Source organism: Pseudomonas sp. TH34 (assembly GCF_016650865.1).
GTDB lineage: Bacteria > Pseudomonadota > Gammaproteobacteria > Pseudomonadales > Pseudomonadaceae > Aquipseudomonas > Aquipseudomonas yamanorum.
In genome coordinates, this window is record NZ_JAEKFB010000020.1 from 163,082 (window position 1) to 189,569 (window position 26,488).

General features: G+C 61.1%; 24 protein-coding genes, 1 tRNA gene and 3 pseudogenes. 14 read left to right on the forward strand and 14 right to left on the reverse strand.

Annotated features, from left to right (window positions below):
- Window positions 1-3: 3 nt before the first annotated feature.
- Window positions 4-678 (reverse strand): heavy metal response regulator transcription factor, encoded by a 675-nt coding sequence (locus JFU58_RS14120; RefSeq protein ID WP_008437506.1) that lies wholly within the window; start codon window positions 676-678, stop codon window positions 4-6.
- Window positions 679-838: 160 nt separating this feature from the next.
- Here JFU58_RS14120 and JFU58_RS14125 point away from each other — a divergent pair.
- From JFU58_RS14125 to JFU58_RS14135, 3 genes and pseudogenes are all read left to right on the forward strand, one after another.
- Window positions 839-2,061 (forward strand): annotated as a pseudogene (locus tag JFU58_RS14125) (TolC family protein).
- 17 nt (window positions 2,062-2,078) lie between these two features.
- Window positions 2,079-3,197, forward strand: coding sequence for an efflux RND transporter periplasmic adaptor subunit (locus tag JFU58_RS14130; RefSeq protein WP_201140954.1), 1,119 nt, complete (start codon window positions 2,079-2,081; stop codon window positions 3,195-3,197).
- Window positions 3,198-3,215: 18 nt separating this feature from the next.
- A complete protein-coding gene (locus tag JFU58_RS14135) occupies window positions 3,216-6,377 on the forward strand; it encodes a CusA/CzcA family heavy metal efflux RND transporter (protein ID WP_201140955.1) in 3,162 nt (1,053 codons plus the stop codon).
- A 37-nt stretch (window positions 6,378-6,414) separates the two neighbouring features.
- On the opposite strand, the gene JFU58_RS14140 is transcribed toward JFU58_RS14135, so the two are convergent.
- From JFU58_RS14140 to JFU58_RS14155, 4 genes are all read right to left on the reverse strand, one after another.
- Complete coding sequence (locus JFU58_RS14140) at window positions 6,415-7,818, reverse strand: heavy metal sensor histidine kinase (RefSeq protein WP_201140956.1); 1,404 nt, start codon at window positions 7,816-7,818, stop codon at window positions 6,415-6,417.
- Window positions 7,815-8,489 (reverse strand): heavy metal response regulator transcription factor, encoded by a 675-nt coding sequence (locus JFU58_RS14145; protein ID WP_063033171.1) that lies wholly within the window; start codon window positions 8,487-8,489, stop codon window positions 7,815-7,817. Before JFU58_RS14145 ends, JFU58_RS14140 begins: the two co-directional genes overlap by 4 nt.
- 220 nt (window positions 8,490-8,709) lie before the next feature.
- On the reverse strand, window positions 8,710-8,895 hold the full coding sequence (locus JFU58_RS14150) for a hypothetical protein (RefSeq protein WP_063033170.1): 186 nt from the start codon (window positions 8,893-8,895) through the stop codon (window positions 8,710-8,712).
- A 160-nt stretch (window positions 8,896-9,055) separates the two neighbouring features.
- On the reverse strand, window positions 9,056-10,384 hold the full coding sequence (locus JFU58_RS14155; RefSeq protein WP_201140957.1) for an OprD family porin: 1,329 nt from the start codon (window positions 10,382-10,384) through the stop codon (window positions 9,056-9,058).
- A gap of 238 nt (window positions 10,385-10,622) precedes the next feature.
- On the opposite strand from JFU58_RS14155, the gene JFU58_RS14160 reads away from it, so the two are divergent.
- The 4 genes and pseudogenes from JFU58_RS14160 to JFU58_RS14170 all read left to right on the forward strand — a co-directional run bounded on the left by JFU58_RS14160 (window position 10,623) and on the right by JFU58_RS14170 (window position 13,009).
- Complete coding sequence (locus tag JFU58_RS14160) at window positions 10,623-10,955, forward strand: DUF2790 domain-containing protein (protein WP_063033168.1); 333 nt, start codon at window positions 10,623-10,625, stop codon at window positions 10,953-10,955.
- A 107-nt stretch (window positions 10,956-11,062) separates the two neighbouring features.
- A pseudogene (locus JFU58_RS32615) lies at window positions 11,063-11,839 on the forward strand (PAS domain-containing protein); the annotation flags it as partial.
- Between the two features lie 108 nt (window positions 11,840-11,947).
- Window positions 11,948-12,379: pseudogene (locus JFU58_RS32620) on the forward strand (methyl-accepting chemotaxis protein); the annotation flags it as partial.
- Between the two features lie 54 nt (window positions 12,380-12,433).
- Window positions 12,434-13,009, forward strand: a complete 576-nt coding sequence (locus JFU58_RS14170) for a flavin reductase family protein (RefSeq protein WP_201140958.1) — start codon at window positions 12,434-12,436, stop codon at window positions 13,007-13,009.
- Window positions 13,010-13,174: 165 nt separating this feature from the next.
- Here JFU58_RS14170 and JFU58_RS14175 read toward each other — a convergent pair whose 3' ends face one another.
- Window positions 13,175-14,059, reverse strand: a complete 885-nt coding sequence (locus JFU58_RS14175; RefSeq protein WP_201140960.1) for a LysR family transcriptional regulator — start codon at window positions 14,057-14,059, stop codon at window positions 13,175-13,177.
- Between the two features lie 121 nt (window positions 14,060-14,180).
- Here JFU58_RS14175 and JFU58_RS14180 point away from each other — a divergent pair, with 121 nt between their 5' ends.
- Window positions 14,181-15,551, forward strand: coding sequence for an MFS transporter (locus JFU58_RS14180; RefSeq protein ID WP_201141240.1), 1,371 nt, complete (start codon window positions 14,181-14,183; stop codon window positions 15,549-15,551).
- A 122-nt stretch (window positions 15,552-15,673) separates the two neighbouring features.
- Here the strand turns inward: JFU58_RS14180 and JFU58_RS14185 are convergent, their stop codons facing one another.
- The gene (locus tag JFU58_RS14185; protein ID WP_076014932.1) at window positions 15,674-16,477 is read right to left on the reverse strand and encodes an AraC family transcriptional regulator; all 804 of its coding nucleotides are present in this window, start codon (window positions 16,475-16,477) and stop codon (window positions 15,674-15,676) included.
- 203 nt (window positions 16,478-16,680) lie between these two features.
- On the opposite strand from JFU58_RS14185, the gene JFU58_RS14190 reads away from it, so the two are divergent.
- From JFU58_RS14190 to ddlA, 4 genes are read left to right on the forward strand one after another with little or no spacing between them, the layout of a single operon-like run.
- A complete protein-coding gene (locus JFU58_RS14190) occupies window positions 16,681-17,235 on the forward strand; it encodes a DUF2975 domain-containing protein (protein WP_201140962.1) in 555 nt (184 codons plus the stop codon).
- Between the two features lie 7 nt (window positions 17,236-17,242).
- Window positions 17,243-17,458 carry a helix-turn-helix domain-containing protein gene (locus tag JFU58_RS14195; RefSeq protein ID WP_010177071.1) on the forward strand — a complete coding sequence of 72 codons (216 nt, stop codon included), beginning with the start codon at window positions 17,243-17,245 and terminating at the stop codon, window positions 17,456-17,458.
- 40 nt (window positions 17,459-17,498) lie between these two features.
- A complete protein-coding gene (locus tag JFU58_RS14200) occupies window positions 17,499-18,137 on the forward strand; it encodes a LysE family transporter (protein ID WP_201140964.1) in 639 nt (212 codons plus the stop codon).
- Between the two features lie 43 nt (window positions 18,138-18,180).
- Window positions 18,181-19,275: a D-alanine--D-alanine ligase gene (gene ddlA, locus JFU58_RS14205; RefSeq protein WP_201140966.1), complete on the forward strand. Its 1,095-nt coding sequence runs from the start codon at window positions 18,181-18,183 to the stop codon at window positions 19,273-19,275.
- A 13-nt stretch (window positions 19,276-19,288) separates the two neighbouring features.
- Here ddlA and JFU58_RS14210 read toward each other — a convergent pair whose 3' ends face one another.
- The 4 genes from JFU58_RS14210 to ggt all read right to left on the reverse strand — a co-directional run bounded on the left by JFU58_RS14210 (window position 19,289) and on the right by ggt (window position 22,645).
- The gene (locus JFU58_RS14210) at window positions 19,289-19,603 is read right to left on the reverse strand and encodes a helix-turn-helix domain-containing protein (RefSeq protein WP_017478621.1); all 315 of its coding nucleotides are present in this window, start codon (window positions 19,601-19,603) and stop codon (window positions 19,289-19,291) included.
- Window positions 19,590-19,913 carry a transcriptional regulator gene (locus JFU58_RS14215; RefSeq protein ID WP_201140968.1) on the reverse strand — a complete coding sequence of 108 codons (324 nt, stop codon included), beginning with the start codon at window positions 19,911-19,913 and terminating at the stop codon, window positions 19,590-19,592. Before JFU58_RS14215 ends, JFU58_RS14210 begins: the two co-directional genes overlap by 14 nt.
- 159 nt (window positions 19,914-20,072) lie before the next feature.
- Window positions 20,073-20,795 (reverse strand): polyphenol oxidase family protein, encoded by a 723-nt coding sequence (locus JFU58_RS14220; RefSeq protein ID WP_201140970.1) that lies wholly within the window; start codon window positions 20,793-20,795, stop codon window positions 20,073-20,075.
- A 23-nt stretch (window positions 20,796-20,818) separates the two neighbouring features.
- A complete protein-coding gene (gene ggt, locus JFU58_RS14225; RefSeq protein ID WP_201140972.1) occupies window positions 20,819-22,645 on the reverse strand; it encodes a gamma-glutamyltransferase in 1,827 nt (608 codons plus the stop codon).
- Window positions 22,646-22,838: 193 nt separating this feature from the next.
- Between ggt and JFU58_RS14230 the strand changes: the two genes are divergently transcribed.
- Window positions 22,839-23,729, forward strand: coding sequence for a bifunctional helix-turn-helix transcriptional regulator/GNAT family N-acetyltransferase (locus tag JFU58_RS14230; RefSeq protein WP_207198332.1), 891 nt, complete (start codon window positions 22,839-22,841; stop codon window positions 23,727-23,729).
- A gap of 30 nt (window positions 23,730-23,759) precedes the next feature.
- Here JFU58_RS14230 and JFU58_RS14235 read toward each other — a convergent pair whose 3' ends face one another.
- Entirely contained in the window at window positions 23,760-24,344 is a 585-nt protein-coding gene (locus JFU58_RS14235) for a GNAT family N-acetyltransferase (protein WP_201140976.1), read from the reverse strand.
- A 145-nt stretch (window positions 24,345-24,489) separates the two neighbouring features.
- On the opposite strand from JFU58_RS14235, the gene JFU58_RS14240 reads away from it, so the two are divergent.
- Window positions 24,490-25,530: a DMT family transporter gene (locus tag JFU58_RS14240; protein ID WP_201140978.1), complete on the forward strand. Its 1,041-nt coding sequence runs from the start codon at window positions 24,490-24,492 to the stop codon at window positions 25,528-25,530.
- A gap of 81 nt (window positions 25,531-25,611) precedes the next feature.
- Here JFU58_RS14240 and JFU58_RS14245 read toward each other — a convergent pair.
- Together JFU58_RS14245 and JFU58_RS14250 are read right to left on the reverse strand one after the other, a co-directional pair.
- A tRNA-Met gene (locus JFU58_RS14245) sits at window positions 25,612-25,688 on the reverse strand.
- Between the two features lie 269 nt (window positions 25,689-25,957).
- The gene (locus JFU58_RS14250) at window positions 25,958-26,278 is read right to left on the reverse strand and encodes a DUF6124 family protein (protein WP_063033154.1); all 321 of its coding nucleotides are present in this window, start codon (window positions 26,276-26,278) and stop codon (window positions 25,958-25,960) included.
- Window positions 26,279-26,488: the final 210 nt, after the last annotated feature.

A 26,488-nucleotide genomic window follows, 5' to 3' on the forward strand; every position in this document is an offset into this window, starting at 1 on the left:
CCGTCATTCACGGTCTTCCAGCACATAACCCACGCCGCGCAAGGTATGGATCAACTTGCGCTCGAACGGGTCATCGATCTTCGCCCGCAGACGGCGGATCGACACTTCCACCACATTGGTGTCGCAATCAAAGTTCATGTCCCATACGAACGAGATGATCTGCGTGCGGGACAGCACCACGCCGCTCTGACGCATCAGCAAATGCAGCAGGGCGAACTCCTTGGTGGTCAGGTCGATGCGCTGCAAGCCGCGAAACGCCCGATGGCGGCCCTGGTCCAGTTCCAGGTCGGCCACCCGCAACACATCCGGCACCGGCGAGTGCACGCTGCGGCGCATCAAGGTCCGCACGCGCGCGAGCAATTCGGGGAATTCAAACGGCTTGACCAGGTAATCATCGGCGCCCAAGTCCAGGCCCTTGATCCGGTCGGCGAGGCGGCCCTGGGCGGTCAGCATCATGATCCGCGTGCTGCTGTTCTGGCGGATGCGTTGCAACACATCCCAGCCATCCATCAACGGCAAATTGACGTCGAGCATCACCAGGTCATAGGCATGCTGGCGAGACAAATGCAGGCCGTCGGCACCGGTGGCGGCACAGTCGACGATATAGCCACTTTCGCTCAATCCCTGATGTAAATAATCGGCGGTTTTAGGTTCGTCTTCGATGACCAGAATACGCATGTCGGGGATCCCGCTGGGCAGTGGAAAGTTGCCGGGAGCTTAAAGCAAAAGCCCGTGGTAGAGCCGTTGCTAACGGATTTGTAATGTTCTGGCCACTCCTCTGATAAGTACTGAAAGTTACATTGCCCACCTGTTAATTCATGGGCATGGAACTCTGGTTATGCCAACTTTTATAAGCACGTTCATTGGGCCCGCCGTTCTGTTGCTGATGACGGTTCAGGGCGTCAATGCGCAAACCTTGACCCTGGAATCGGCCCTGCAAACCGCCTTCGCCAACAACCCGGATATGGCCGCTGCACAGTGGGAAATCGACATCGCCCAGGGCGGTCGCCAACAGGCCGGTTTGATCCCGAACCCGGTCGCCTCCTGGGATGCCGAAGACACCCGCCGCAACTCGCGCACCACCACCGTCAAACTGAGCCAGACCCTGGAACTGGGTGGCAAGCGCGGCGCCCGGATTGATGTCGCCACCCGCGCCCAGGAAGCCGCGGCACTGACCCTGGAGCAGCGCCGCAACGGGCTGCGGGCGGATGTTATCGACGGTTACTACGGCGCGCTTCGGGCCCAGGAACGCCTCGACCTGGCCCAGCGCTCATTGGCATTGGCCGAGCGCGGCCTGGTGGTTGCCAACGGTCGTGTCACTGCCGGCAAATCGTCGCCAGTGGAAGCCACCCGCGCCCAGGTGCAGCTCTCGGAAATTCGCCTCGAATTCAACCGAGCGCAGATGGGCCTGACCGACGCCTATCGCCGCCTCGCGGCCAGTACCGGCGCGGCCAGTACCGACTTCCAGGCGGTCGCCCCCAAGCCCAGGCGGCACCTGCTTTACCGCCGACCGCGCAGTTGCTCGGGCGCCTGGAGCAAACCGTCGAACTGCGCCTGGCCGAGCTGCAAATCGTCCAGGGCGAGGCAGCCCTTGGCCTGGAAAAGGCCCAGCGCATTCCCGATCTCGATGTGTCCATCGGCAGCCAATACGACGCCAGCGTGCGTGAGCGGGTCAACGTGGTGGGTGTGTCGATGCCAATCCCGCTATTCAACCGCAACCAGGGCAACGTGCTCGCTGCCAGTCGCCGTGCCGACCAGGCCCGCGACCTGCGCAACGCCGCCGAACTGCGCCTGCGCACCGAAACCCGCCAGGCCCTGGACCTTTGGCAAACCGCGAATACCGAAGTGCGTTCGTTCAACCAACAGATCCTGCCCGCCGCCCAAAGCGCGGTGGACAGCGCCACCCGTGGCTTCGAGATGGGCAAGTTCAACTTCCTCGACGTGCTCGACGCCCAGCGCACCTTGATTGCGGCCCGCACCCAATACCTCGCGGCGACCGCCCAGGCCACTGACGCCTGGGTGCGTATCGAACGGATTTACGGCGACCTCGCCCGGTTTTGAATTTCCAGGAGCATTCCATGAACAACACACAAAGTAAGGCGCTGGCCATCGCGCTGGGGCTGATGCTGGCGTGGCCGGCCACCAGCATGGCGGCTGAGGCGGAAGAAGAAGGCAAGCTCGAACTGACCGAACAGCAGATCCAGGCCGCCGGCATTCAACTCGCTCCGGCGCAATCCCGGCAGATCAGCACCGTGCTTTCACTGCCAGGCGAGGTGCGTTTCGACGAGGACCGCACCTCCCACATCGTCCCGCGTGCTGCTGGCGTAGTGGAGTCGGTGAAGGTCAACCTCGGCCAATCGGTAAAGAAGGGCGAGCTGTTGGCGGTGATCGCCAGCCAGCAGATTTCCGATCAGCGCAGTGAACTGGCGGCCAGCGAACGCCGGGTTGTGCTGGCCCGCACCACCTTTCAGCGCGAGCGCCAGTTATGGCAGGACAAGATCTCCGCCGAACAGGATTACCTGCTGGCGCGCCAGGCGCTGCAAGAGGCCGAAATCGCCCTGAACAATGCCCGGCAAAAGATGAGCGCCCTGAGCGGCAGCGCCGTATTGGTCGGCGGCAATCGCTACGAATTGCGTGCGCCGTTTGATGGTGTGGTGGTGGAAAAACACCTGGGTGTCGGCGAAGTGGTGAGCGAGACCAGCAACGCCTTCACCCTCTCGGACCTGTCCCAGGTGTGGGTCACCTTCGGCGTGTTCCCCAAGGATTTGAACAAAGTCCGAGTCGGCAAACCGGTGAAGGTCACCTCCTCGGAAATGGGCACCGAAGTGCTCGGCACCGTGGCCTATGTCGGCAACTTGCTGGGGGAGCAAACCCGCACGGCCACCGTGCGCGTCACGGTACCGAACCCTGACGCTTCGTGGCGTCCAGGGCTGTTCGTCTCCGTGCAGGTTGCCACCGACACTTACCAGGCCAAGGTCACGGTCCCGCAGGAAGCGATCCAGACCGTCGAAGACAAACCCTCGGTGTTCGTGCGCACCGCCGACGGCTTCATGACCCGGCATATCGAACTGGGCGTCAGCGAAAACGGTTTCGTCGAAGTCCGCCAGGGCCTCGACGCCGGTGCGCAGGTGGCCACCGTCGGCAGCTTCATCCTCAAGTCCGAGTTGGGCAAGGCCTCGGCCGAGCACGCCCATTGACCCTGCGAGTGATTTCCCATGTTTGAGCGCCTTATCCAATTTGCCATCGAGCAGCGCATCATCGTGCTGCTGGCGGTGCTGTTGATGGCCGGTGTCGGCATCGCCAGTTATCAGAAATTGCCCATCGACGCAGTGCCGGATATCACCAACGTCCAGGTGCAGATCAACTCGGCGGCAGCGGGGTTTTCGCCGCTGGAAACCGAACAGCGCATCACCTTTCCCATCGAGACCGCCATGGCCGGGCTGCCGGGCTTGCAGCAGACACGCTCGCTGTCTCGCTCGGGCTTGTCCCAGGTCACGGTGATTTTCAAGGATGGCACTGATCTGTTCTTCGCTCGCCAATTGGTCAACGAACGCTTGCAGGTGGCGCGCGAGCAATTGCCCGATGGCATCGAAACCATGATGGGGCCGGTTTCCACCGGGCTCGGGGAAATTTTCCTGTGGACCGTGGAGGCGAAAGACGGCGCGCGCAAGGAGGACGGCTCAGCCTACACGCCGACCGACCTGCGGGTGATCCAGGACTGGATCATCAAGCCACAACTGCGCAACGTGCCGGGCGTGGCCGAGATCAATACCATCGGCGGCTTTGCCAAGGAATACCAGATCGCTCCGGACCCCAAGCGCCTGGCGGCCTACAACCTGACCTTGGGCGATCTGGTCACGGCGCTGGAGCGCAACAACGCCAACGTCGGCGCCGGGTACATCGAGCGTAGCGGCGAGCAATTGCTGATCCGTGCGCCGGGGCAAGTCGCGTCCATCGACGACATCGCCAACATCGTGATCACCACCTCCGACGGTACGCCGATTCGGGTGCGCAACGTCGCTCAGGTCGACATTGGCCGCGAGCTGCGTACCGGTGCCGCCACGGAAAATGGCCGCGAAGTGGTGCTGGGCACCGTGTTTATGTTGATCGGCGAAAACAGCCGCACCGTGTCCCAGGCGGTCGCGAAAAAACTCGAAGAGATCAACCGTTCGCTGCCTGAAGGTGTGGTCGCCGTCACCGTCTACGACCGTACCAACCTGGTGGAAAAAGCCATCAGCACCGTGAAGAAAAACCTCTTCGAAGGGGCGCTGCTGGTGGTGGCGGTGCTGTTCCTGTTCCTCGGTAATATCCGCGCCGCGCTGATCACCGCGATGGTGATTCCGCTTGCAATGTTGTTCACCTTTACCGGGATGTTTACCAACAAGGTCAGCGCCAACCTGATGAGCCTCGGCGCCCTGGATTTCGGGATTATTGTCGATGGTGCGGTGGTGATCGTCGAGAACGCCATCCGCCGCCTGGCCCATGCCCAGCAGCGCCACGGGCGATTGTTGACCCGCAGCGAGCGCCTGCATGAAGTGTTCGCGGCGGCCAAGGAAGCGCGGCGCGCGCTGATCTTCGGGCAACTGATCATCATGGTGGTGTACCTGCCGATCTTCGCCCTCACCGGGGTGGCCGGGAAGATGTTCCACCCGATGGCGTTCACCGTGGTGATCGCGCTGCTGGGGGCGATGATTTTGTCCGTGACCTTCGTACCGGCAGCGATTGCGCTGTTCGTCACCGGTAAGGTCAAGGAAGAAGAAAACCTGGTGATGCGCACCGCACGTCACGTCTACGCGCCGGTGCTGGATTGGGTGATGGCGCGCCGCCCGTTGGTGTTCGGCCTGGCGGTGCTGACCATCGTGGTGTCGGGTGCGTTGGCCAGTCGCATGGGCAGCGAATTTATCCCCAGCCTGAGCGAGGGTGACTTCGCCCAGCAGGCCATGCGCGTTCCGGGCACCAGCCTCACGCAGTCGGTGCACATGCAGCAACAGTTGGAAAAGACCTTGATGGCCGAGGTGCCGGAGATCGAGCGGGTATTCGCCCGCACCGGCACCGCGGAAATCGCCTCCGACCCGATGCCGCCGAACATCTCCGACAGCTACGTGATGCTCAAGCCGAAGGACCAGTGGCCCGACCCGAAGAAGTCCCGCGAGGCGATCATCGCTGACATCCAGCGCGCCAGTGCGATTGTGCCGGGCAGCGTGTATGAACTGTCGCAACCGATCCAGCTGCGCTTCAACGAGCTGATTTCCGGGGTGCGCAGCGACGTGGCGGTGAAGGTGTTTGGTGACGACATGGCGGTGCTCAACAAGACCGCCGGGGAAATCGCCGAGACCTTGAAAACCCTCAAGGGCGCCTCGGAAGTGAAGGTGGAGCAGACCTCTGGCCTGCCGGTGCTGACCATCAATATCGACCGCGACAAGGCCGCGCGTTTTGGCCTGAATGTGGGGGATGTGCAAGACACGATTGCCGTCGCCGTGGGTGGGCGCCAGGCCGGGACGATGTACGAAGGCGACCGGCGTTTCGACATGGTCGTGCGTTTGTCCGATGCACTGCGCACCGACATCGAGGGCCTGTCGCGGCTGTTGATCCCGATTCCGGCATTGGCGAATAACGCGGCGGGCCAGTTGGGGTTTATCGCGCTGTCGGAAGTCGCCAGCCTGGACCTGGTGCTCGGCCCCAACCAGATCAGCCGCGAAAACGGCAAGCGCCTGGTGATCGTCAGCGCCAACGTGCGTGGGCGGGATATCGGCTCGTTTGTCGAGGAAGCCGGGACGGCCATTGGCACCCAGGTGAAAATCCCTGCGGGCTACTGGACCACCTGGGGCGGTCAGTTCGAGCAGTTGAAGGAAGCCTCCGAGCGCCTGCGCATCGTGGTGCCGGTGGCGTTGCTGCTGGTGTTCGGGCTGTTGTTCATGATGTTCAACAACCTCAAGGACGGGTTGCTGGTGTTTACCGGGATTCCCTTCGCGTTGACCGGCGGGATCATGGCGCTGTGGCTGCGGGATATTCCGCTGTCGATCTCGGCGGGCGTGGGCTTTATCGCGCTGTCGGGGGTGGCGGTGCTTAACGGGCTGGTGATGATCGCGTTCATCCGTGGCCTGCGGGAGGAGGGGCGTTCACTGTCGGCGGCGATCAACGAAGGCGCCCTGACGCGTTTGCGCCCGGTGTTGATGACGGCCCTGGTGGCGTCGCTCGGGTTTATCCCCATGGCCCTCGCCACCGGCACCGGCGCCGAAGTGCAGCGCCCGTTGGCGACGGTGGTGATTGGCGGGATTATCTCGTCGACACTGCTGACCCTGCTGGTATTGCCGGCGCTGTATCACTGGGCGCATCGGCGTGAAGAGCAGGAAGACCGCCTGATGCCTGACCAATAACCTGTGGCGAGGGAGCAAGCTCCCTCGCCACAATGGTTTATTGACAGATAGCGTTGGCATGAAGGGGAAACACCAACCGAAACACAGTGAAATCTCCGGGCTCGCTGCTGACTTCTGCCCGGCCTTGATGCAGGGTCATGATCGACCGCACGATGGCCAGCCCCAGCCCGGTCCCCCCTTCGGAGCGAGCGCGGCTGCTGTCGACGCGGTAGAAGCGTTCGAACAGGTTCGGCAGGTGTTGCGCTTCAATCCCGGGGCCGGGGTTGCCCACCGACAGCGACACTTGGTGGGGGTGAGTCTCTACCTGCAACGAAATAGTGGAGGCGGATGGACTATGACGAATGGCGTTGGACAACAGATTGGAGATCGCCCGCTGAATCATCAAGCGGTCGCCATGCACGAAGGCATCGCCATCGAGGCTCAGGGTCAATTGCTTGTCTTCGGCACTCAAGGCAAACAGCTCCATCACCCGGCGCGCTTCATCGGCCAGGGACACCGGCGCAAACGAAACCCGCGCCGTAGGGTGGCTGACCTGTGCCAGGAACAGCATGTCGGAGACGATCCGCGCCAAGCGCTCCATCTCTTCAGTGCTGGATTCCAGCACCGCTTTGTACTCCTGCGGCGGGCGCTCCCGGGACAACGTCACCTGGGCCTTGCCCATCAAGTTGGTCAGCGGCGCGCGCAGCTCATGGGCCAGGTCATCGGAGAACTGCGACAGCTGCTGCACGCCGCCGTCCAGGCGCTGCAACATGAAATTGATGCCTTGCGCCAACTCGCCCAGCTCCTTGGGCAAGTTATCCACAGCCAGGCGGTGGGTCAGGTCCTGCGTGGTGACTTTTGCGGCGACGCGGCTGAACTGCTGCAGCGGCGCCAGCCCGCGTTGCACCACCCACCAGGCGCCGATGCCGATCAGCAGCAACAGCAGCGGCAGGGCGATCACGGTGGAACGCAGGTAGGCACTGAGCAGCGCCTGATCGTCCCTGCGATCCAGCGACAGCAGCACCCGCACGCGTTCACCGCTGGCCAGGCGCATCAGGCTGGAGGCACTGAGCACTCGGTTGCCGTTGTGGTCGTCCCAGTTCAGGTAACCGATGGTCTGGCGCGGCGCGAAGTCGGTCAGCAGCGGCTCCTGGGGTTTGGCACCGACGCTGAGCAGCACCACTTCATCGGGCGCGGTGCCGATGATGGTCAGGTAGAAATTATCGTGCCCCATCACCAGGTCCATCAGCGAGTGCGGGCGGGCGCGGATGTCGCGGGTGTCCAGGCCGAGGGCGAGGCTGTGCTGGATCTGTTCCATTTTGCTTTCCAGGCCCTTGCGCGCCAGCTTCTCCAGCTCGTGAGTCAGGGCCAGGTACGCCAAGGTCGCGAGCAACACCACCAGGCCGGCGCCCATCAGGCTCACCGTCAGCCCCAGGCGCATCGACAGGCTGCTGGCTTTCATTGGCGGGCCTCCAGCACATAACCCACGCCGCGAATGGTATGGATCAGCTTGACGTCGCTCTGGTCATCGACCTTGGCCCGCAAGCGGCTGATGGAGACTTCCACCACGTTGGTGTCGCAGTCGAAATTCATGTCCCAGACCAGGGAAATAATCTGCGTGCGGGTCAGTACTTCGCCGGACTGACGCATCAGCACATGCAGCAGCGCGAATTCCTTGGTGGTCAGGTCGATACGTCGGTTGCCGCGGTATGCGCGGTGGCGGCGTGGGTCCAGCTCCAGGTCCGACACCTGGAACACTTCCGGCACCGGTATGTGCTCACTGCGACGCAGCAGGGTGCGTACCCGGGCCAGCAACTCGGGAAACTCGAAGGGTTTGACCAGGTAATCATCGGCGCCCATGTCCAGGCCCTTGATCTTGTCGGCCAACCGGCCACGGGCCGTCAGCATCATCACCCGCTGGCTACTGTCGCGGCGCAATTGCTCAAGCACTTCCCAGCCATCCTTGGCCGGCAGATTGACGTCGAGAATCACCAGTTCATAGGCGTGTTGCGCGGCCAGGTGCAGGCCGTCCACTCCGCTGGCGGCACAGTCGACCACGTAACCGCTTTCGGTCAGGCCCTGCTGCAGGTAGGCGGCGGTTTTTTGCTCGTCCTCAACCACAAGGATACGCATGGGGGATTTACCTTTTATTGATAGAGAGAGACTGTGATTCGGATTTTCCGAAGCCTGAAGGCTGAAGTAGCTACAGGGTCAACCAGGCAGTTTGTGACTGGTTGTTGCGCTGCAAAACCGGCAGGCAAAAAAAACGCCCCATGCGGGGCGTAAAAAATTCATCTCTTTCCAAAGGAGCTACACAAAAGCTTCAGAGATGAATGTGCTCGGTGTGCGCCGTTCAGATCGACTGCTTCTGTGCGTCGGCGGGCGCGGTCTCGGCCACGGACTGTTCGCCGTGGACCTGCTGCTGTTGCTGGCGGAACTCGGCGAGGAACTGCCGGGAACGGTCGGCACCGTCGTCGGCCAATGCGAGGCTGGAAGTGGCGCCGAGAAAACTGATCAATAACAAGTGAGCGGGCTTCATGACTGTTCTCCAAATAAGGCGTGTGCCGTTAGTTGTAGCCAGTATAAGAAGCGCAACTTAACGAGAAGGTGAGGCGCATATTACAGTTCTGACAGGCTTCAAATTGTGAACAGATGTTAGTCAACGGCAAATGAATGTAAGCACCTGCCGTTGTGATCATTTAGAGAATCGCCAACGGATATTCGACAATCAGCCGAACTTCTTCCAAATCCGACTCAAAGGCACTTGAACGAACCGTCGCCTGGCGCAATCGCAGCGACAGGTCTTTCAAGTTGCCGCCCTGCACCACGTACTTGGCCTCGATATCCCGCTCCCAGCGGCGTTGGTCGGTCAACGGATCGCCGGCCGCGTCACGGCGCATGTACACCGCGTTGGCGTTGCTGTAGTCGGCGCCGGTGCCTTTGCCGTAGCGGGTCATGAAGGTCAGCCCGGGAATGCCGAAGGCCTGCATGTCGAGGTTATAGGCGAGCATCCACGAGCGTTCCTTGGGCGAGTTGAAGTCGCTGTACTGGATCGAGTTGTTGAGGAAGATCGAGTCGGACATGCGCAGGTAGTCAAAGTCGTCATCACCGTTGTTGCGCTGGTGGGACAAGGCCAGGCTGTGGGCGCCCACCTTGACCCCGAGCCTGGCGCTCCAGATGTTGTTATCGAACTCGCCCAGGCGTTTCTTGCCCTCGTCCACCGCCTTGTAATAGTTGAAGTCGCCAAACAGCGACACGTCATCGTTCAGCGGGTAGCTGGCGGCGCTGCCGAAGTAGTACTGGTCCCAGGCATCCTTCAGGCGGCTGGTGTACAGGCTGACGCTGAGGTGTTTATTCACCTGGTAGTCACCACCGGCATAGCCGATCCAGGGTGAATCCACCTTGCCCGCATAAAACGTCGCAAAGCCTTTATCCATGCCGCTTTGAGTGGGCTGGCTCATGCCGCTCAGGTGTCCGCCTTGCAGGCTCAGGCCTTCAATGCTGGTGTTTTGTGCGGTGACGCCACGAAAGCTTTCCGGCAATACCCGCGAGTCACCGTAGGCCACCACCGGGGTCAGCGGGAACACATCACCGGCCTTGATCACGGTATCCAGCAGGCGCATTTTTACGGCGCCGCCGAGCTTGCTGTAGCCGTCCTCGGGTTGGTTGTCGCTGTCTACCGGCAGCATGCCAAACGAGCCCTTGCCACCGCTGCGGCCGGTGCCGGAATCGAGTTTCAGGCTATACATCGCAAACGCGTCCAGGCCGAAACCCACTGAACCCTGAGTGAATCCGGACTCGAGCTTGCCGATAAAACCCTGGGCCCAGGCTTCCGAGTAGCCATTGCCGGTGGGGCTCGACTGGCCTTTGCGATCATCACGGTTGAAGTAGAAATTGCGAGCCAGCACGTTCAAGGTGCTGCCTTCGATAAACCCTTCGGGTTTGTCTTCCACGGCCATGCCTGAAAGTGGGGTGAGCCCCGCCAGGGCGGCAATCATGGAAAGGGAAAGTGTGCGGTTGGTACTCATGTAGCGCTCCTCGGTAGTGGCAGCTATTAGCTTCTTATCGATGGGGCATTCTTGTTTTAGTGGTGCCCGCGCAGATAGTTGCAAACACGAGATAACGACGAGGTGGCACACAGATTACAATTTTGGAATTTCAACAAGACATAACGGATAAGTAATCTTTCGGTAAACCTTACGACAGCCTTGGTTAGTTACTCTTGTTCTGAACTTTCAATCAATGAAATCAGACGAGGACGCCCTCATGAAAACCCTGAAAACCACTGTCGCTGCATTGGCCCTGATCTTTTCCGTCGGCGCGATGGCGGAAGGCGGCGGTGACCGCACCTTCGCCCAGATGATGCAAAACAATGAGCAAGCCATGGCCGCCTATGCCGCGAAAAAAGGCAAGGCGATGCCCGTGGTCCAGGACTATCGCTACGGCATGAAGCTGGACATTGCCAAGGTGGTCAACGTCACGCCGCCGATCCGTTCGTGCAACGCGGTACCGTCGCGCATGACCTATGAAGATTCCACCGGCAAGCTCAACACGCTCCAGTACCAGGTCATGGGCATCTGCCGTAACAACGGCAGTTGAGGGGCCGCAAAAATATAGTTGAGCAACGCACTAAAGCGCTCTTCAGAAAATGCCGGCAGCGCCGATGCAGGTCAGACCCACGTCCTTACTTGCCCACCGGTGCCTCCATGTTCAACACCCGTCTCAAGCAGGAGCTGTCTGCTCTTCGCGAAGAATTGTCCAGCCTGCAGCAAGTGAGAGAGAGCCTGGAAAGCGAAATGATGACCCTGACCCTGGATCCCGAAGGGCGTATCGAGTCGGTCAATGCCATCTTTCTTCAAGAGATGGGTTACCAGGGCAGCCAGCTGGAAGGCCGCTTGATCGAAGACCTGGTGCCGGCGCACGTCAAGCAGGACGCGTTTCAACTGCGCTTCAAAAACGCATTGGTGCGAGGCGAACATTTCGCCGGTACGGTGCGTCTGACGCGGGGCAACGGCAACGAGGCGTGGTTGCGCTCCATCGTGCAACCGGTGCGCAGCAGCGACGGACGTATCAAGCATATTTCGATGTTTTCCAGCGACCTGACCCGCACCATCGAGGCCTCCCGCGAGCACGAAAACCTGATCACCGCGCTGGTGCGCTCCACAGCGGTGATCGAGTTTGACCTCAACGGTAATGTGCTGACGGCCAACGACCGTTTCCTCAACGGCATGGGCTACAGCCTGGCGCAGATCCAGGGCAAACATCACCGGATATTTTGCGAACCGCAGGACGCCAACAGCGTCGAGTACCAGCAGTTCTGGAAGCGCCTGAACGCCGGGGAGTTCGTCGCCGGCCGCTTCAAACGCGTGGACAGCCACGGACGCGTGGTGTGGCTGGAGGCCTCGTATAACCCGGTGCTCGACGCCAATGAGCGGCTGTACAAAGTGGTCAAGTTCGCCACCGTGATCACCGACCAGGTCAACCAGGAACAGGCCGTGGCCGACGCGGCCAGCATCGCCTACAGCACCTCGCTGCAAACCGACAGCAGCGCCCAGCGTGGCACCACCGTGGTCACCCAGGCGGTGGACGTGATGCGCGACCTGGCCAAGCACATGCAGCAAGCGGGCGACGGCATTGAAGCGCTGAACGCCCAGTCCCAGGTGATCGGCAGCATCGTCAAGACCATCAGCGGCATCGCCGAGCAGACCAACCTGCTGGCGCTCAACGCTGCCATCGAAGCCGCCCGCGCCGGTGAGCAAGGCCGTGGTTTTGCGGTGGTGGCCGATGAGGTTCGGCAACTGGCGTCGCGTACCAGCAAGGCCACCGAGGAGATCGTCGGCGTGGTACGCCAGAACCAGGACATGGCCCGCGATGCAGTGGCGCTGATGACCGATGGCCGCCTGCAGGCCGAACAGGGCCTGGCATTGGCGGCCGAGGCGGGCACGGTGATCGTGGAGATTCAGGACGGTGCCCAGAAGGTGGTCAGCGCCGTTGGGCAATTCGCCAATCAGCTGAGCAGCTAGTCACCAGGGCTCATGCTTGAGGTATCGTAGGTTTTTTTTCCGAGCCTTTTGTCCATGAGCCCTAACCATCGCCGTCCCGTCCCACTGTCCAAGGCCTACCGCTTGCTCAACCATGGCCCGACCGTGCTGGTCAGCGCTGCGCACAATGGCCAGCGCAACATCATGGCGGCTGCCTGGGCCATGCCCCTGGATTTCGAACCGCCCAAAGTCGCCGTCGTACTCGACAAGGCCACCTGGACCCGGCACCTGCTGGAAGGCGCCGGCACCTTCGTGCTCAACGTGCCGTGTGCGGCCCAGGCGGATATCGTGCAGACCGTGGGCAACACCACCGGCAGCGAGACGGACAAGTTCGCGGCGTACGGCTTGCAGACCTTCAGCGGCGAACACACCGAAGCGCCGATGCTCGAAGGCTGCGTGGCGTGGCTGGAGTGCCGGTTGCTGCCGGAGCCGCATAACCAGCAGACCTATGATCTGTTCCTCGCCGAAGTGGTGGCGGCCGAAGCGGATGAGCGGGTGTTCAGCGACGGTCGCTGGCATTTTGAAGGGCACGATGCGCTGCGCACCTTGCACCACGTGGCGGGCGGGCATTTCCTGACGATTGGTGAGCCCATTGATGGGCGGCAGCTTTAAGCCCAGTGCCGAATTCTTCCGGTAGAGCCTGGTTTGTGGCAAGGGAGCTTGCTCCCGCTGGAGCGCGAAGCGGTCCCATTGCTTTCCTGCCAATACACTTGGTCGGTAGATATACGACTGCTTCGCAGCCGAGCGGGAGCAAGCTCCCTCGCCACAAAGGTTGTGTTACCACTGGGTTTTGCTGAGCGCCTCGGCAAACGCCATCAACTTCGGTGAGTACTGCCGCGATGGCGGATACACCAGGGATATCGCCCGACTGCGCCCGGCAAAATCCTCCAGCAAGGGCACCAGGCGCCCGGCCGCCAGGTCCTCCCGCACTGCAAAATCCATCACCTGGGCGATGCCAAACCCGCCCAGTGCGCCGTCCACCAGCGCATCGCCAATATCAAAGATCAACCGTCCCTCGACGCTCACGTCCTGCACCTTGCCCTCCAGCATGAACTGCCAGTCCACCAGCCGGCTGGTGCGCAGGTTACGTACGGTCAGGCAGTTGTGGTCCTTGAGTTCATCGACGGTTTGCGGCGTACCAAAACGCGCGAGATAAACCGGGGAGGCGACGGTGACCCAGCGCAGCGGCGGCAGTGCCCGGGCGATCAGGCGTTGGTCCTGGATATCGCCAGTGCGCAGCAAGGCATCAAAACCTTCGTCGACGATGTCCACCAGGCGATCAGTCATCACCGCTTCGATGCGCAGGTCGGGGTATTGCAGGGTCAGCTCGCCGATCACCGGCATCACCACTTTGCGGCCAAACAACGAGGGCGTGCTGATCTTCAGTAAACCCGAGGGTGAGGCGCGGCGGTCGAGCATCTGTCGTTCGGCTTCGGCCAGTTCAGCCAGCAGCGGTGCGCTGCGTTCATACAACATCTGGCCGTCGGGCGTGAGGCTGACGCTGCGAGTGTTGCGTTGCAGCAGGCGCACGCCCAGCTGGTTTTCCAGGCGAGAAATGGCCCGGGACAAGCCCGATTGGGTCAACCCCAAGTCTCCGGCAGCCCGGGTGAAACTGCGGGTTTCGGCGACGCGCACCAGCAGGCGAACAGCGTTCAGATCCATGATTAAAGTCATTACTGAAAGAGAGATAAGGCTATTTATCATCTGTTGGGCATGAAAGACACTGGCGTCTCTCACTTTTTGGCAGGACGCTGTGATGTCTTTATCTCGACCCTCAGGCTGGATGCTGTTGCTGCTGGCGACCGCGCAACTGATCATCGCCCTCGACGCGACCATCGTGTTTGTCGCGCTGCCGCAGATCGGCAGCCACCTGGGTTTTTCTGCCCAGCAATTGCAGTGGGTGGTCAGCGCCTACAGCGTGGCGTTCGGCGGTTTCCTGTTGCTGGGCGGTCGCGCCGCAGACCTGCTGGGCAAGCGGCGCTTGTACATCCTCGGCCAATCTCTGTATGCGCTGTCTTCCCTGGCGGCGGTGCTCGGCGGCAGCGCCTTGTTGCTGGTGCTGGCCCGGGCGGTACAGGGCGTGGGCGGGGCGCTGTTGTTCCCGGCGACGCTGGCGCTGATCAACACCCATTACGCCGAAGGGCCGGCGCGTAATCGTGCATTTGCGGTGTGGAGCGCGGCCTCGGCAGCGGGCCTGGCATTGGGCGCGTTGCTCGGCGGCGTGCTGACCCAGGCCTGGGGTTGGGAGGCGGTATTCCTGGTGAATGTGCCGCTGGCGGGTGCCTGCGCCCTGGCGGCGCGCTACTGGATTCCCGCCGATGGCGAGCGGGCCCGTGGGCGCAACTTTGATATCAGCGGCGCGCTGACCGTGACGGTGGGCGGCACGCTGCTGGTGTTTTCCCTGGTACAAGGCCCTGAGTGGGGTTGGGCGGCGCCGTCGACCCTGGGCTGCATGACCCTGGCGCTGGCGCTGCTCGGGTTGTTTGCCTGGATCGAACACCGGGGCCGTGATCCCCTGATGCCGCTGCGGTTGTTGGGCTATCGCGAGTTGCGCATGGCCATGGTGTTGACGGCGGTGTTCATGAGCAGTTTTGGCGTGCAGTACTACTTTCTGGCGGTGTATTACCAGCAGGTCTATGGCTACAGCGTGTTGCAGGCGGGCTTGGCATTTTTGCCGGCGACCCTGGTGTGCACCGGCGGTATCTGGCTGGCGGAACGTTCGTTGGCACGCCTGGGATTGCGCACCACCCTGGTCAGCGGCCAGTTGGCGGGTGCGGTGGGCATTGCCCTGGTGTGCCTGGCGTTGCCGAAGGGGGCGGGGTTCTGGTCGTTGCTACCTGGGATTTTCATCCTGAGCATCGGCCAGGGCATGACCTGGACGGCGATGTGGGTGGCCGCCGGCTTGGGCATCCGCCCGGGAGAGCAGGGTGTGGCGGCGGGCATGGCGTCCACCAGCCAGCAGATTGGCGGCGCATTGGGGTTGGCGTTGCTGGTGTCGCTGGCGAATGCCGGCGGGTCGACGGGGGCGGCGCAGGCGAGCGGGATTGAGCTGGCGTTGTGGTGGAGCGCGGCGATTGCCCTGGCGGGGGCGGTGTTGGCGTTAGCACTTAAAGAGCGAGCCCCAGCGTCGAATACGATTTCGGCAGCGACATAGTTCAAATGTGGGAGCGGGCTTGCTCGCGAAGGCGGTGGATCAGTCAATGCATTCAGTAGCTGAAACACCGCATTCGCGAGCAAGCCCGCTCCCACAGGTTGATCGCATTTCAAAGCGGGATTTCAGCGCCCGAGCATCTTCACCCAACGCGACGGCGGCATGCCGAAGGTGCTGCGGAATTGCCGGGTCATGTGGCTCTGGTCGGTAAAGCCGGCGGTCAGTGCGGCATCCACCAGTGATTGGCCCTGGCCCAACAAACTGCGCACCAGGTCCAGGCGGCGCATGGTCAGGTAGCGATAGGGGCTGGTCCCGAACAACAACCGAAAATCCCGCGACAACGCCCAGCGGTCGCGGTTGGCGTACTCCGCCATTTCATCGAGGGTGATCGGCCGGCCCAAGGCGCTGTGGATAAATTCCCGCGCGCGTTCGGCGGCGCGGTAGTCGAAGGTCTTGCGATTCACCGTGATGCCCGACGCGTTATTCAGCGCCTGGGCCAGGTCAAACATCGCGTCCTGTTCCTGCAACGGATCGATCGGGCAATCCAGGCTTTGCAGCAACACCTCACTGGCGCGGTACAGCCACGGGTCGCTGGACAGTCCGCCGGGGATGAACGGCAACGGCTTGCCGCCGAGCACCTGCTGGATCAGCGCCGGCTCCACGTAAATCATCCGGTATTTGAAACCTTCCTCGCTGCCGGCCCAGCCGTCATGCACTTCATCGGGATGGATCACCATGGTCCGCCCCGGCAGGCTGTGGGTCATGCCGCCGCGATAGTGAAAACTCTGCACGCCGAACAAGGTGCGGCCGATGGCGTAAGTGTCGTGGCGATGAGGGTCGAAGCCAAACCCGGCAAAATACGCCTCGATACGCTCCAGGCCACTGGCGTGGGGCGCGCGGTGCAGCCAGTCGAGAGAGGGTTTGATCATGGTGTCAGTCGCAGGTCGGGACGCAAATACGTTACCCCAGTGTGAGCGGGCTGTCTGCTGCGGTCTTGAATGATTGTGCCACTGCTGAAATTTTGGGGGGCAGTATCGGTTTTGTGTTCAGGTATCGCTAACCATTAAAAAATGATTGTTTTACAATAATTAATCGTATATTTTTCCGCCTCAAATTTCTGAGAGGCTTACCTATGAATTCCCAACGTCTTGCCCAGCTCAGCCAGCGCATGGCATTGCTTACCCTGTTGTTGATCGTCGCCATACTGCTGCTCAATACCGCCGCGTGGCTTTACCCGGTGCAAAGCGCTTCGTTCGGGTTTGGTTTCGCCCTGAGTGGTCAACAGATCGAGGGACGGGCGGAGATCGTTGCGACGTTCCCTTGGTGGCAGACAACGGGCGGCGTCCTGCTCTCCAGCATTCCCTTGATGGCGCTGGTGTCCGGTTTGAATCATTTGCGCCAGCTGTTCCAGAACTATGCTCGTGGGGAGTATTTTTCCTGCGCCGCCGCGCAGCACTTGGGTAAAGTAGGCCGGGCCGTGGCACTGTGGGTGTTGCTGGATTTTCTGTGTGAGCCCTTGCTCAGTGTCTGGGTCACGATGAACGAGCCGGTTGGCCAGCGGCTGCTCACCTTGAGTTTTACCCCGCCCAGCATCGTGGCGCTGTTTCTCGCCGGCTGCATCTCGGTGATCGCGCGTATCCTGTGGCAGGCCAGTGAAGTGGATTCTGAAAACCGCACGTTTGTTTGAGAACAGCATGTCTATTGTGATTGAGTTGGACGTTATGCTCGCCCGGCGCAAGGTCAAGTCCAAGGACCTGGCCGCCGCCATTGGTATCACCGAACAAAACCTGTCATTGCTCAAGCAAGGCAAGGTCAAGGGCATACGGCTGGCGACCCTGGATGCAATCTGCAAGTATCTGGAGTGTCAGCCGGGCGACCTGCTGGTGCATGAACCCGAACCTGAGCTGTAAACGGCAAGGATCTTTAATTCCCTGAAGGATGGATCAACCGATGCTTTTCCCAAGCCTGCCGTACGCCGCGCCTCTTCTGTCGCTGGCCTTGCTCTGGACCGTCGCGGTCGTGACGCCAGGCCCGAACTTTTTCAATACCGCGCAGTTGGCTGCCAGTTGCTCACGTCGCCATGGCGTAGTGGCGTCCGCTGGCGTGGCCACCGGCACCGTGATGTGGGGCCTGGCCGGCGGCTTGGGGATCAAGTCAGTGTTTACCGCAGCGCCGATGTTGTACCTCGCGTTCAAGATCATCGGTGGCTGCTACCTGATTTACCTGGGGTTGAAACTGTTCCGGCGCTCGGCACCGGCCATGGCCCAGAACCTGTTGCCCGACGAACCTCGGCGTTCGTTGTTTTCCGCCTGGCGCCTGGGTTTATTGGGCAACCTGTCCAACCCCAAGGCGGCGCTGTTTGTCGCGACGATCTTTGCGTCCACCATGCCCCCATCACCGTCGCCGATGCTGCTGACCCTGGCCGTGATCACCATGGCGACGCTGTCATTCAGCTGGTACACCTGCGTGGCGCTGGTGTTTTCCAGTGAACGGATGGCCAACGCCTACAGCCGCTCGCGCAAGTGGCTGGACCGGTTTGCCGGTGGTTGTTATGTGCTGTTCGGCGCCACGCTGGTAGCGAATCGCTGACGGCTCATGGTAAGAAGCCTTACTTTCAAATGTGAGGCCGATCATGAGCAAGCTGCGGGTAGGGATTATTTTTGGTGGCCGTTCGGCCGAGCATGAAGTGTCGCTGCAGTCGGCGCGCAACATCGTCGATGCACTGGACCGTTCGCGCTTCGAGCCGATCCTGATCGGCATCGACAAGGCCGGCCACTGGCACCTCAACGACACCTCGGGCTTCCTGCTCAACGAAGAAAACCCGGCGCTGATCGCCCTCAATCAATCCAATCGTGAACTGGCGGTCGTGCCGGGCAAGGCCAGCCAGCAACTGGTAGAAACCTCGAGCCAGGTCTCATTGGAACACGTCGATGTGATCTTCCCGATCGTCCACGGCACCCTCGGCGAAGACGGTTGCCTGCAAGGCCTGCTGCGCATGGCGGACCTTCCGTTTGTCGGCTCCGACGTGCTGGGCTCGGCGGTGTGCATGGACAAGGACATCAGCAAACGCCTGCTGCGCGATGCCGGGATTGCCGTGACGCCGTTCATTACCCTCAACCGCAGGAATGCGGCGGGTACCACCTTCGACCAAGCGCAACAGAAACTCGGATTGCCGATGTTCGTGAAACCGGCGAACCAGGGTTCGTCCGTGGGGGTGAGCAAGGTGGGCAGCGAGGCTGAATATCACGCTGCTGTAGAGCTGGCACTTGGGTTTGATGAAAAGGTGCTGGTGGAGTCGGCGGTAAAAGGCCGGGAAATTGAATGTGCTGTGCTGGGTAACGAGAACCCCATCGCCAGCGGCTGCGGCGAGATCGTGGTGCGCGACGGGTTCTATTCCTACGACAGCAAATACATCGATGACCAGGCAGCCCAAGTGGTGGTGCCGGCGGACATCAGTGTCGAAGCCAGCGAGCGCATTCGTGCGTTGGCCATCGAAGCGTTTGAAACCCTAGGCTGTGCCGGGCTGGCGCGGGTGGATGTGTTTCTGACGGATGAGGGTGAGGTGCTGATCAACGAAATCAACTCGTTGCCTGGGTTCACCCGCATCAGCATGTACCCGAAGTTGTGGCAGGCGGCTGGCATGAGCTACAGCGAGCTGGTGAGCCGCTTGATCGAGCTGGCGCTGGAGCGGCATGCGGGGCGCAAGGGGTTGAAGATTAGCCGGTAGACCAGTAACGCCATCAGGCGTTACTGAGGACTTCTCGAAAAACGTCTGGCCTGATGGCTGCTATGTGCAGCAAGGAACGTGCTGCGCCGGAAGGAGAACGGCGCCCTTGCTCCCATTCTTGAAGCGTTCGTACAGAGACCCCCAGCAGTTCGGCAAACTTGGGCTGTGACAACCCGGTCTTGCTGCGCGCCTCAGCCGCTTGGGTAATTTCGACGTGATGGACGTGACCATGACGCCCTTCCTTGACGTCGATAACGGCAGCCAGCAATTCCTCGCCGATGTTGCGCTTGGCGTCACGTTCCTTCAGCTGTTTCTCAGTGAGTGGCATGGTTCATCTCCTTGGCGATTTTGTAGAGGACATGCGCGGGAATATTCTCGGTGGCACCTTTGCCATAAATCAGCAAGGCAACTAGTAGTGCGCCGCACGCCAATTGCGTTGTGTAAATGATCCGTACTGAGCTGCTCTTGCCCCGGCCTTCCAAGCTCCAGCGTACTTTTCGGCAACCACCAGAACTTGGAATGACAGTACCTGAATCGGGGTGGTTGGCTAGAAAAGCCATAAAAATACCCCGTTCCTCTTCGGTCCAGTAATCGGGCCATAGCTTGCTGAATAATGGTGACTCGATGGTCGTTAACATGCAAAAATTCTACGTCTTTGACGTAGTCTCTGGCAAGAAGGGGCGGGGCCAGAAAATGTCAGCGGATGGAGAGGGATTCAAGAAACGTTGTTTCGCAAAAAATGACAGCCCACAGATTTTCTAAGGCTAATAGCTAAGAGAGCTGTGGGCGTCGTCCCATTACACTGCGCGAGCAACCCACGAGTACAACAACGTCTTCCTCTCCGTACTGTCATGGGTCCTTCTGCGATAACTCGCAAACGCCGGCGAGGTGCAATACGTACACACTTCGCTCACCTCAACCTGCTTACGTTTTATCCCTGCCGCCTCCAGCAAAATCAGTGCGTACCGGCTCAGATCAAACCACGCACTCAAATCCTGCCTCGGATCAGGCGGCGCAATCTGTGGCGTCAACAGTGGCCCTGGCTGCTCAAACGTCCACGGCGCATTTCCATCCCGCCACAAATGCCCCTGACTCGCCTGCAACTGCGCCACAAACTCACCACTCACCTCATAACAACAAGGCTTGATCGAAGGCCCAATCGCAATCCGCAACTGATCCAACGCGACACCCTCGGCGGTAAACCGTTGCATGGCATTGGCGATGATTCCGCCTTGCAGTCCTTTCCAGCCGCCATGTATCGCCGCGACAAATTCCCCGTCCTCCGAGGCCATCAGCAACGGCAGGCAGTCGGCGGTAATCACCGCAATCGGCTGCATATCCCGGCTGAAAACCCCATCGGCTTCAACCGTATTGGCTGCCAGCTCCGCGCGCCATTCAATGGTCGTGGCGCTGTGCACCTGCTTGCAGATGAACACCTCGTCAGGCCGCAATGGATCGTCAATCGAACAAAACCCATGATCGACGCCCATCAGGGCGCCGAGGTTATTTGCCTTGTGCACGCGCAGCTCTCCAGTGAGTCAACTCAATCCCCCAGCGCTTCGCCTTCACGGCGTGGATCAGCCCCGCCGATCAACGACGCTTTGCCCTGCGCATCGCGCACCCGGACTATCGCCTGGGCGCCGCTGGTCATGTCGATTTCGCTCAGGGCGTGGCCCTTGTCCTTCAGCGCCTGTTTCAACGATGCACTGAACAACCCGGCTTCCAGCTCGGTCGCGCCGTTGCGGCTGCCAAAGTTGGGCAGGCCGACGGCCGCTTGCGGGTCGAGGTTCCAGTCGAGCATGGCCACCAGGGATTTGCTCACATATTCGATGATCTGCGAACCGCCTGGCGAACCAACGGTAGCCACCAACTCGCCGCTCTGACGATCAAACACCAGGGTCGGCGCCATGGACGAACGCGGGCGTTTGCCCGGCTCGATCCGGTTGGCCACCGGCTGGCCGTTCTCTTCGGGAATGAAAGAAAAGTCGGTCATCTGGTTATTCAGCAAAAAGCCCTGGACCATCACATGGGAGCCGAACGCCGCTTCCACCGTAGTGGTCATCGACACCGCGCCACCTACGTCATCCACTGCCACCACTTGCGAGGTGGATATGCGCAACGGCGAGCGATCCGGCGCATAGGCCACTTCAATCCCGGCCGGCTTGCCCGGCTTGGCGACGCCCATGCTGCGCTCACCAATCAACGCAGCGCGGCTGGCCAGGTAATTCGGAGCGATCAGTCCTGCAACCGGCACCGGCACGTAGTCCGAATCGGCCACGTACTGGGCGCGGTCGGCGTAGGCCAGGCGGTCGGCCTCGGCGATCAGGTGCACCGCTTCGGGCACCGGCTCCAGGCCTGCCGGGGAACCGGTTTTCACCGGCTTCAACGGCGCGAGGGCCATGCGCGGGTCGCGGGCTTCCAGGGCCTGCAATGTGCCGAGGATCTGTGCAATAGCAATCCCGCCCGACGACGGTGGCGGCATGCCGCAGACTTTCCAGCGCTTGTAGTCAGTGCACAACGGCGCCCGCTCAACCGCGCTGTAACCCTTGAGGTCGGTCAGCGTCAGGCTGCCGGCGTTGCTGTTGCCCTGCACCTTGCGGGTGATTTCTTCGGCAATCGGGCCGTAGTACAGCGCGTCCGGCCCTTCCTTGGCGATGCGTTTGAAGACGTTGGCCAGCGCCGGGTTTTTCAGCAGCGTACCGGTGGCCTTCGGGCTGCCGTCGGCGTTCAGGAAGTACGCGGTCATTTCCGGCGAGCGGGTGATGTAGCGGTCGGCGGCAATCAGGCTGTGCAAGCGCGCAGAAATCGGGAAGCCCTGTTCAGCCAGGCGAATGGCCGGCTCGAACAGCGTCGCCCATTGCAGATGGCCGGTCTTTTTGTGGGCCATCTCCAAGGCGCGCAACACGCCTGGTGTTGCCACGGACCGCCCGCCAATCTGTGCCTCGGGGAAGGCCATCGGCGTACCGTCGGCCTTCAGGAACAACCGCTCGGTAGCGCCCTCCGGTGCGGTTTCGCGACCGTCGTAGGCGTGCACCTGCTTGCCGTCCCACAGCATGATGAACGCACCGCCGCCGATCCCGGACGACTGCGGTTCCACCAGCGTCAGTACGGCCTGCATGGCAATTGCCGCATCGATGGCCGAGCCGCCCTTGCGCAGGATTTCCCGACCGGCTTCGGCGGCCAGCGGGTTGGCGGCGGCGGCCATATGGCGCTCGGCGTGGCGGGTGCTCATGTCGGTGCGATAGCCCGAACCGAGTTCCGGGGCGGGCGGCAATTCAGGCGCGGTGGCGCTGTGGCAGGCGGCGAGGGTGAGGGCGGCGGTGATCAGCGAGAGGGTGGTAAGGCGTTGACGGTGGAAAATCGAAAGCACGCGATGACTCCGTTCATTTGAGAATGATCTGTTGTCCGTGTAGGGAATGTACCTCAGCGCTTTGGGAGAAGGGAGATTGATCTGTATTTGGTTGTGCGGTACAACTATATCCCTCCTCATTCGGGCAAGAGGTTTCCCCGTGAACCGTTCCAGGCCAGACCTTATCGATCAGATCCGCTGTGCCTCACGCCTCATGGTGCGAGAGCTGGGTTTCATGCAGCCGAAGTTGGCAGCCAGCCGTTATCCACCGTCTTCGGTGCACACGATTGTTGAAATCGGCGAGCGTGGCGCACTGACAGCGGCTGAACTGGTCACCTTGCTGGGCCTGGAAAAATCATCGGTGAGCCGTATGATTCGCAAGCTGATCGAGGCGGGCGAGCTGGAAGAATTTGCCAACGAGGACGATGCCCGGTCGAAAAAGCTGCGGCTCACCGTGCGAGGCCAAAAGACGTTAGATGACATCGAAACGTTTGCCCGGCGCCAGGTGGGCGAGGCCATTGGTGACTTGTCCAGCGAACAGCAACAGGCCGTCAGCCGTGGGCTTGATCAGTACGCCGCAGCCTTGCAAACCCAACGCACCGGCGCCCGGCAGCCAAGGCACTACAGCATTGCCCGTGGCTACCGGCCTGGGGTGATTGGGCGCATCGCGCAAATGCACGCCGAGTACTACGCCAAACACGCCAATTTTGGCCAGCCGTTCGAAAGTCTGGTGGCGGCGGACATGGCCGAGTTGATGGGACGCCTGGCCAACCCGCGCAACGAAGTGTGGGCGGTACTGGATGGAACGCAGATTGTGGGTTCGATTGCCATTGATGGCGAGGGCGAAAACGGCGAGGCGATCTTGCGCTGCTTCATCCTGGACCCGTCGGCACACGGCCAAGGCTTGGGCAAACGGCTGTTGCAAGAGGCGCTGGATTTCTGTGACGGGCACCGGTTCCCGGCGGTGCGGCTGTGGACGTTCAAGGGCCTGGATGTGGCGCGCAAGCTTTATGAAAGCGCAGGCTTTGTGCTGGAGTCGGAACAGGAGGGGCAGCAGTGGGGCAAGTCGGTGGTGGAGCAGTGTTTTGTGCGGCAAGGGGTTTGACGTAACGGCGCCCCAGTCAACGGGGCGCCGTTACGGCCTGAAGATCACTCGGATATTGCGAGGCACATCCGCCGGGTTGATCAACGCGGTCAACACATGATCGGCCCAAACCCCGTTGATCTTGAGATACGCCCGCGCCTCACCCTCCCGCTCAAACCCCAACCGAGCCAGCAGGCGCGCGCTGCGCTCATTCTCCGGGCGGTAGTTGGCCATAATTCGGTGCAGCTGCATGGCGTCGAACACATGGGCAATCGCCGCCGTCAGCGCTTCATGCATCAGGCCCTTTCCTTGGGCGGTCTCAGCCAGCGCATAACCCAAGTGGCAGGCCTGGAACGCACCGCGCACGATGTTGCTGAAGCTGCAGGCGCCGATGATTTGGTCCTGGCTGAATATCAGCAGGTGCAACGCTTCGCTGCTGGCGGTTTTGTCGGCCATGGCTTGGAGGCGTTCGGTGATGGCGTCCAGTTCAAAAAAGGCGTCGTCACGCGAAGGCTCCCACGGCTTCAGGAAATCGCGATTTTGCAGCAGGTACATTTGCATGGCGCGAGCGTGGGAAGGGTGGGCGCCCAGCAGTAAGAGGCGGTCAGTGCTGATGCCGGTAGCGGGGAATGTCATGCGTCACCTTCTTGTGGTTTGCCAGCCGGGCTATCCTGGCGTTTCAGTCGTACAGAATCCAGCCAGGCTGGCGTTCACATAATTCTTACCCGGGCACAGCTATGATGCTCGTCCTTATGCAATAAGCCTGATAGGGCAACCCATTATGAATGTGAGCGTTTTCTACGCGTTGGCTGCTGCGGCGCTGTTCGGCGCCAGCACTCCGCTTGCCAAGCTCTTGGGGGTGGATACGCCGCCCATCCTGTTGGCAGGGCTGCTCTATCTGGGCAGCGGCCTGGGCCTGGCCATCGTTCGGTTTGCCCGCGACCACGGCTGGAAACGGCCCGGCCTTGCAGCCGGAGAGTGGCCCTGGTTGATGGGCGCCATTGTCTTTGGGGGCGTACTTGCGCCTGTGGCGCTCATGTATGGTCTCACCCGTACAGCGGGCGCCACCGCATCGCTGATGCTCAATCTTGAGTCAGTGCTCACGGCCGTGCTGGCGTGGGTCGTGTTTAAAGAGAACGCAGACCGCCGGATTGTGATCGGCATGATCGCCATTGTATTGGGCGGGCTAGTTTTGTCGTGGCCGCAAGGGACGGCGACGGCACATGATTGGACGGGGCCGCTGGCCGTGGCGTTTGCCTGTTTTTGTTGGGCCATCGACAATAACCTGACCCGTAAGGTCTCTGCCTCAGACGCGCTGTTTATCGCCGGGAGCAAAGGCTTGGCGGCGGGTGTGGTCAATTGCTGTTTGGCGTTGGCCGTCGGGTCGCAACTGCCAGCCGTGGCCACGCTGGGGTCCATCATGGTGGTTGGGCTGTTGGGGTATGGCGTGAGTTTGGTGCTGTTTGTGCTCGCTCTGCGCGGGCTTGGCAGTGCGCGCACCGGCGCCTATTTTTCCACGGCGCCCTTCCTGGGCGCGGTCATCTCGATTCTGATCCTGGGCGAGTGGGTCTCGCTGATGTTCTTGCTCGCTGCCGCCTTGATGGCCATCGGGGTGTGGATTCACTTGATGGAACATCATGCCCACGAGCATCAGCACGATCCTCTTACGCACGGCCATCGCCATACACACGACGAGCACCACCAGCATGTGCACGGCTTTGAGTGGGACGGTACCGAACCACATAGTCATGCGCATGAGCACGCACCGATCCTGCACAGTCATGCGCATTTTCCCGATGTGCACCATCGGCATAAACACTGACTTTTCCAGGGAAATAGGGGGGTGTGCTTTTCTTCAGGCATAAAAAAACGGCCTACCTTTCGGTAAGCCGTTTTTAGTACTTGGTGGCTACACAGGGACTTGAACCCCGGACCCCAGCATTATGAATGCTATGCTCTAACCAACTGAGCTATGTAGCCAAGTGGCGCGCATTATTCGCGGAGAACGGGAAAGCGTCAAGCGCTTTTTTTGAAAATTTATCTACGCTATCAACTGTTTAACGGGAAACACCGGGTTTGGTGACGAGCGGTTGGGGTTTGCGCAGGTCCCAAGGCGGCGAAGATCAAAAGGTGGGAGCGGGCTTGCTCGCGAATGCGGTGTGTCAGTCAGCAGAGGTATTGGCTGGTCCACCGCATTCGCGAGCAAGCCCGCTCCCACAGTTGATCTGCGGTGTTCTGGCGTTCGTGCGTCAGGTTTTGCGCGGGTGCAGGCACTCTATCGAGCGGTCAACCATGGCTTTGGCCATTTCCAGCAGGTGCCACACGGCAAGCACTTTGGCACGCTCGGGGCTTTGCAGTTGTTCGCCACAGTCGAGCGCGGTGGCCGAGGCGCTGTGCAGCAGGTCGGCGGTGTAGAGCAGGGAGTCTTCGAAGCTGATTTCGTCGCTGATGGCGTAGAAGTTTGTCGAGGGTTGCGGTGGGTCGGTGGGCAGGTAGTGGTCGAGCGCTCGGTTGAAGGCGGCGCGGTCTTTGGCTTGGTCACGGGGTGGATCGGGGACGATCTTGAACATGGTGTAGCTCCTATTGACCTGAAGAAGCTGCCACCGTCGCTGCTAAACGAGAAGGGTGGCGGCTGTACGCGGGTTAGCAGACCAGTCAATAGGAAAACCGGCGCACCCGAAGGTGCCCCACGCACAGCCACCATAAACTGGGGCGTAAAGCGTGTGCCTATTGAGTTCAGGCTGCTAAACCCGATCACTGAAAACCAGTGACGGACCGAA

Bases quoted from the DNA above. Each gene is read 5' to 3' on its own strand.
- JFU58_RS14240 (WP_201140978.1), top strand. From the start codon at position 24,490: ATGAATGTGAGCGTTTTCTACGCGTTGGCTGCTGCGGCGCTGTTCGGC.
- JFU58_RS14195 (WP_010177071.1), top strand. From the start codon at position 17,243: ATGTCTATTGTGATTGAGTTGGACGTTATGCTCGCCCGGCGCAAGGTC.
- JFU58_RS14180 (WP_201141240.1), top strand. From the start codon at position 14,181: ATGCTGTTGCTGCTGGCGACCGCGCAACTGATCATCGCCCTCGACGCG.
- JFU58_RS14185 (WP_076014932.1), bottom strand. From the start codon at position 16,477: ATGATCAAACCCTCTCTCGACTGGCTGCACCGCGCGCCCCACGCCAGT.
- JFU58_RS14230 (WP_207198332.1), top strand. From the start codon at position 22,839: ATGGTGCGAGAGCTGGGTTTCATGCAGCCGAAGTTGGCAGCCAGCCGT.
- JFU58_RS14150 (WP_063033170.1), bottom strand. From the start codon at position 8,895: ATGAAGCCCGCTCACTTGTTATTGATCAGTTTTCTCGGCGCCACTTCC.
- JFU58_RS14120 (WP_008437506.1), bottom strand. From the start codon at position 678: ATGCGTATTCTGGTCATCGAAGACGAACCTAAAACCGCCGATTATTTA.
- ddlA (WP_201140966.1), top strand. From the start codon at position 18,181: ATGAGCAAGCTGCGGGTAGGGATTATTTTTGGTGGCCGTTCGGCCGAG.
- JFU58_RS14160 (WP_063033168.1), top strand. From the start codon at position 10,623: ATGAAAACCCTGAAAACCACTGTCGCTGCATTGGCCCTGATCTTTTCC.
- JFU58_RS14175 (WP_201140960.1), bottom strand. From the start codon at position 14,059: ATGGATCTGAACGCTGTTCGCCTGCTGGTGCGCGTCGCCGAAACCCGC.
- JFU58_RS14190 (WP_201140962.1), top strand. From the start codon at position 16,681: ATGAATTCCCAACGTCTTGCCCAGCTCAGCCAGCGCATGGCATTGCTT.
- JFU58_RS14210 (WP_017478621.1), bottom strand. From the start codon at position 19,603: ATGCCACTCACTGAGAAACAGCTGAAGGAACGTGACGCCAAGCGCAAC.
- JFU58_RS14155 (WP_201140957.1), bottom strand. From the start codon at position 10,384: ATGAGTACCAACCGCACACTTTCCCTTTCCATGATTGCCGCCCTGGCG.
- JFU58_RS14140 (WP_201140956.1), bottom strand. From the start codon at position 7,818: ATGAAAGCCAGCAGCCTGTCGATGCGCCTGGGGCTGACGGTGAGCCTG.
- JFU58_RS14130 (WP_201140954.1), top strand. From the start codon at position 2,079: ATGAACAACACACAAAGTAAGGCGCTGGCCATCGCGCTGGGGCTGATG.
- JFU58_RS14215 (WP_201140968.1), bottom strand. From the start codon at position 19,913: ATGTTAACGACCATCGAGTCACCATTATTCAGCAAGCTATGGCCCGAT.
- JFU58_RS14235 (WP_201140976.1), bottom strand. From the start codon at position 24,344: ATGACATTCCCCGCTACCGGCATCAGCACTGACCGCCTCTTACTGCTG.
- JFU58_RS14200 (WP_201140964.1), top strand. From the start codon at position 17,499: ATGCTTTTCCCAAGCCTGCCGTACGCCGCGCCTCTTCTGTCGCTGGCC.
- JFU58_RS14145 (WP_063033171.1), bottom strand. From the start codon at position 8,489: ATGCGTATCCTTGTGGTTGAGGACGAGCAAAAAACCGCCGCCTACCTG.
- JFU58_RS14135 (WP_201140955.1), top strand. From the start codon at position 3,216: ATGTTTGAGCGCCTTATCCAATTTGCCATCGAGCAGCGCATCATCGTG.
- JFU58_RS14170 (WP_201140958.1), top strand. From the start codon at position 12,434: ATGAGCCCTAACCATCGCCGTCCCGTCCCACTGTCCAAGGCCTACCGC.
- JFU58_RS14250 (WP_063033154.1), bottom strand. From the start codon at position 26,278: ATGTTCAAGATCGTCCCCGATCCACCCCGTGACCAAGCCAAAGACCGC.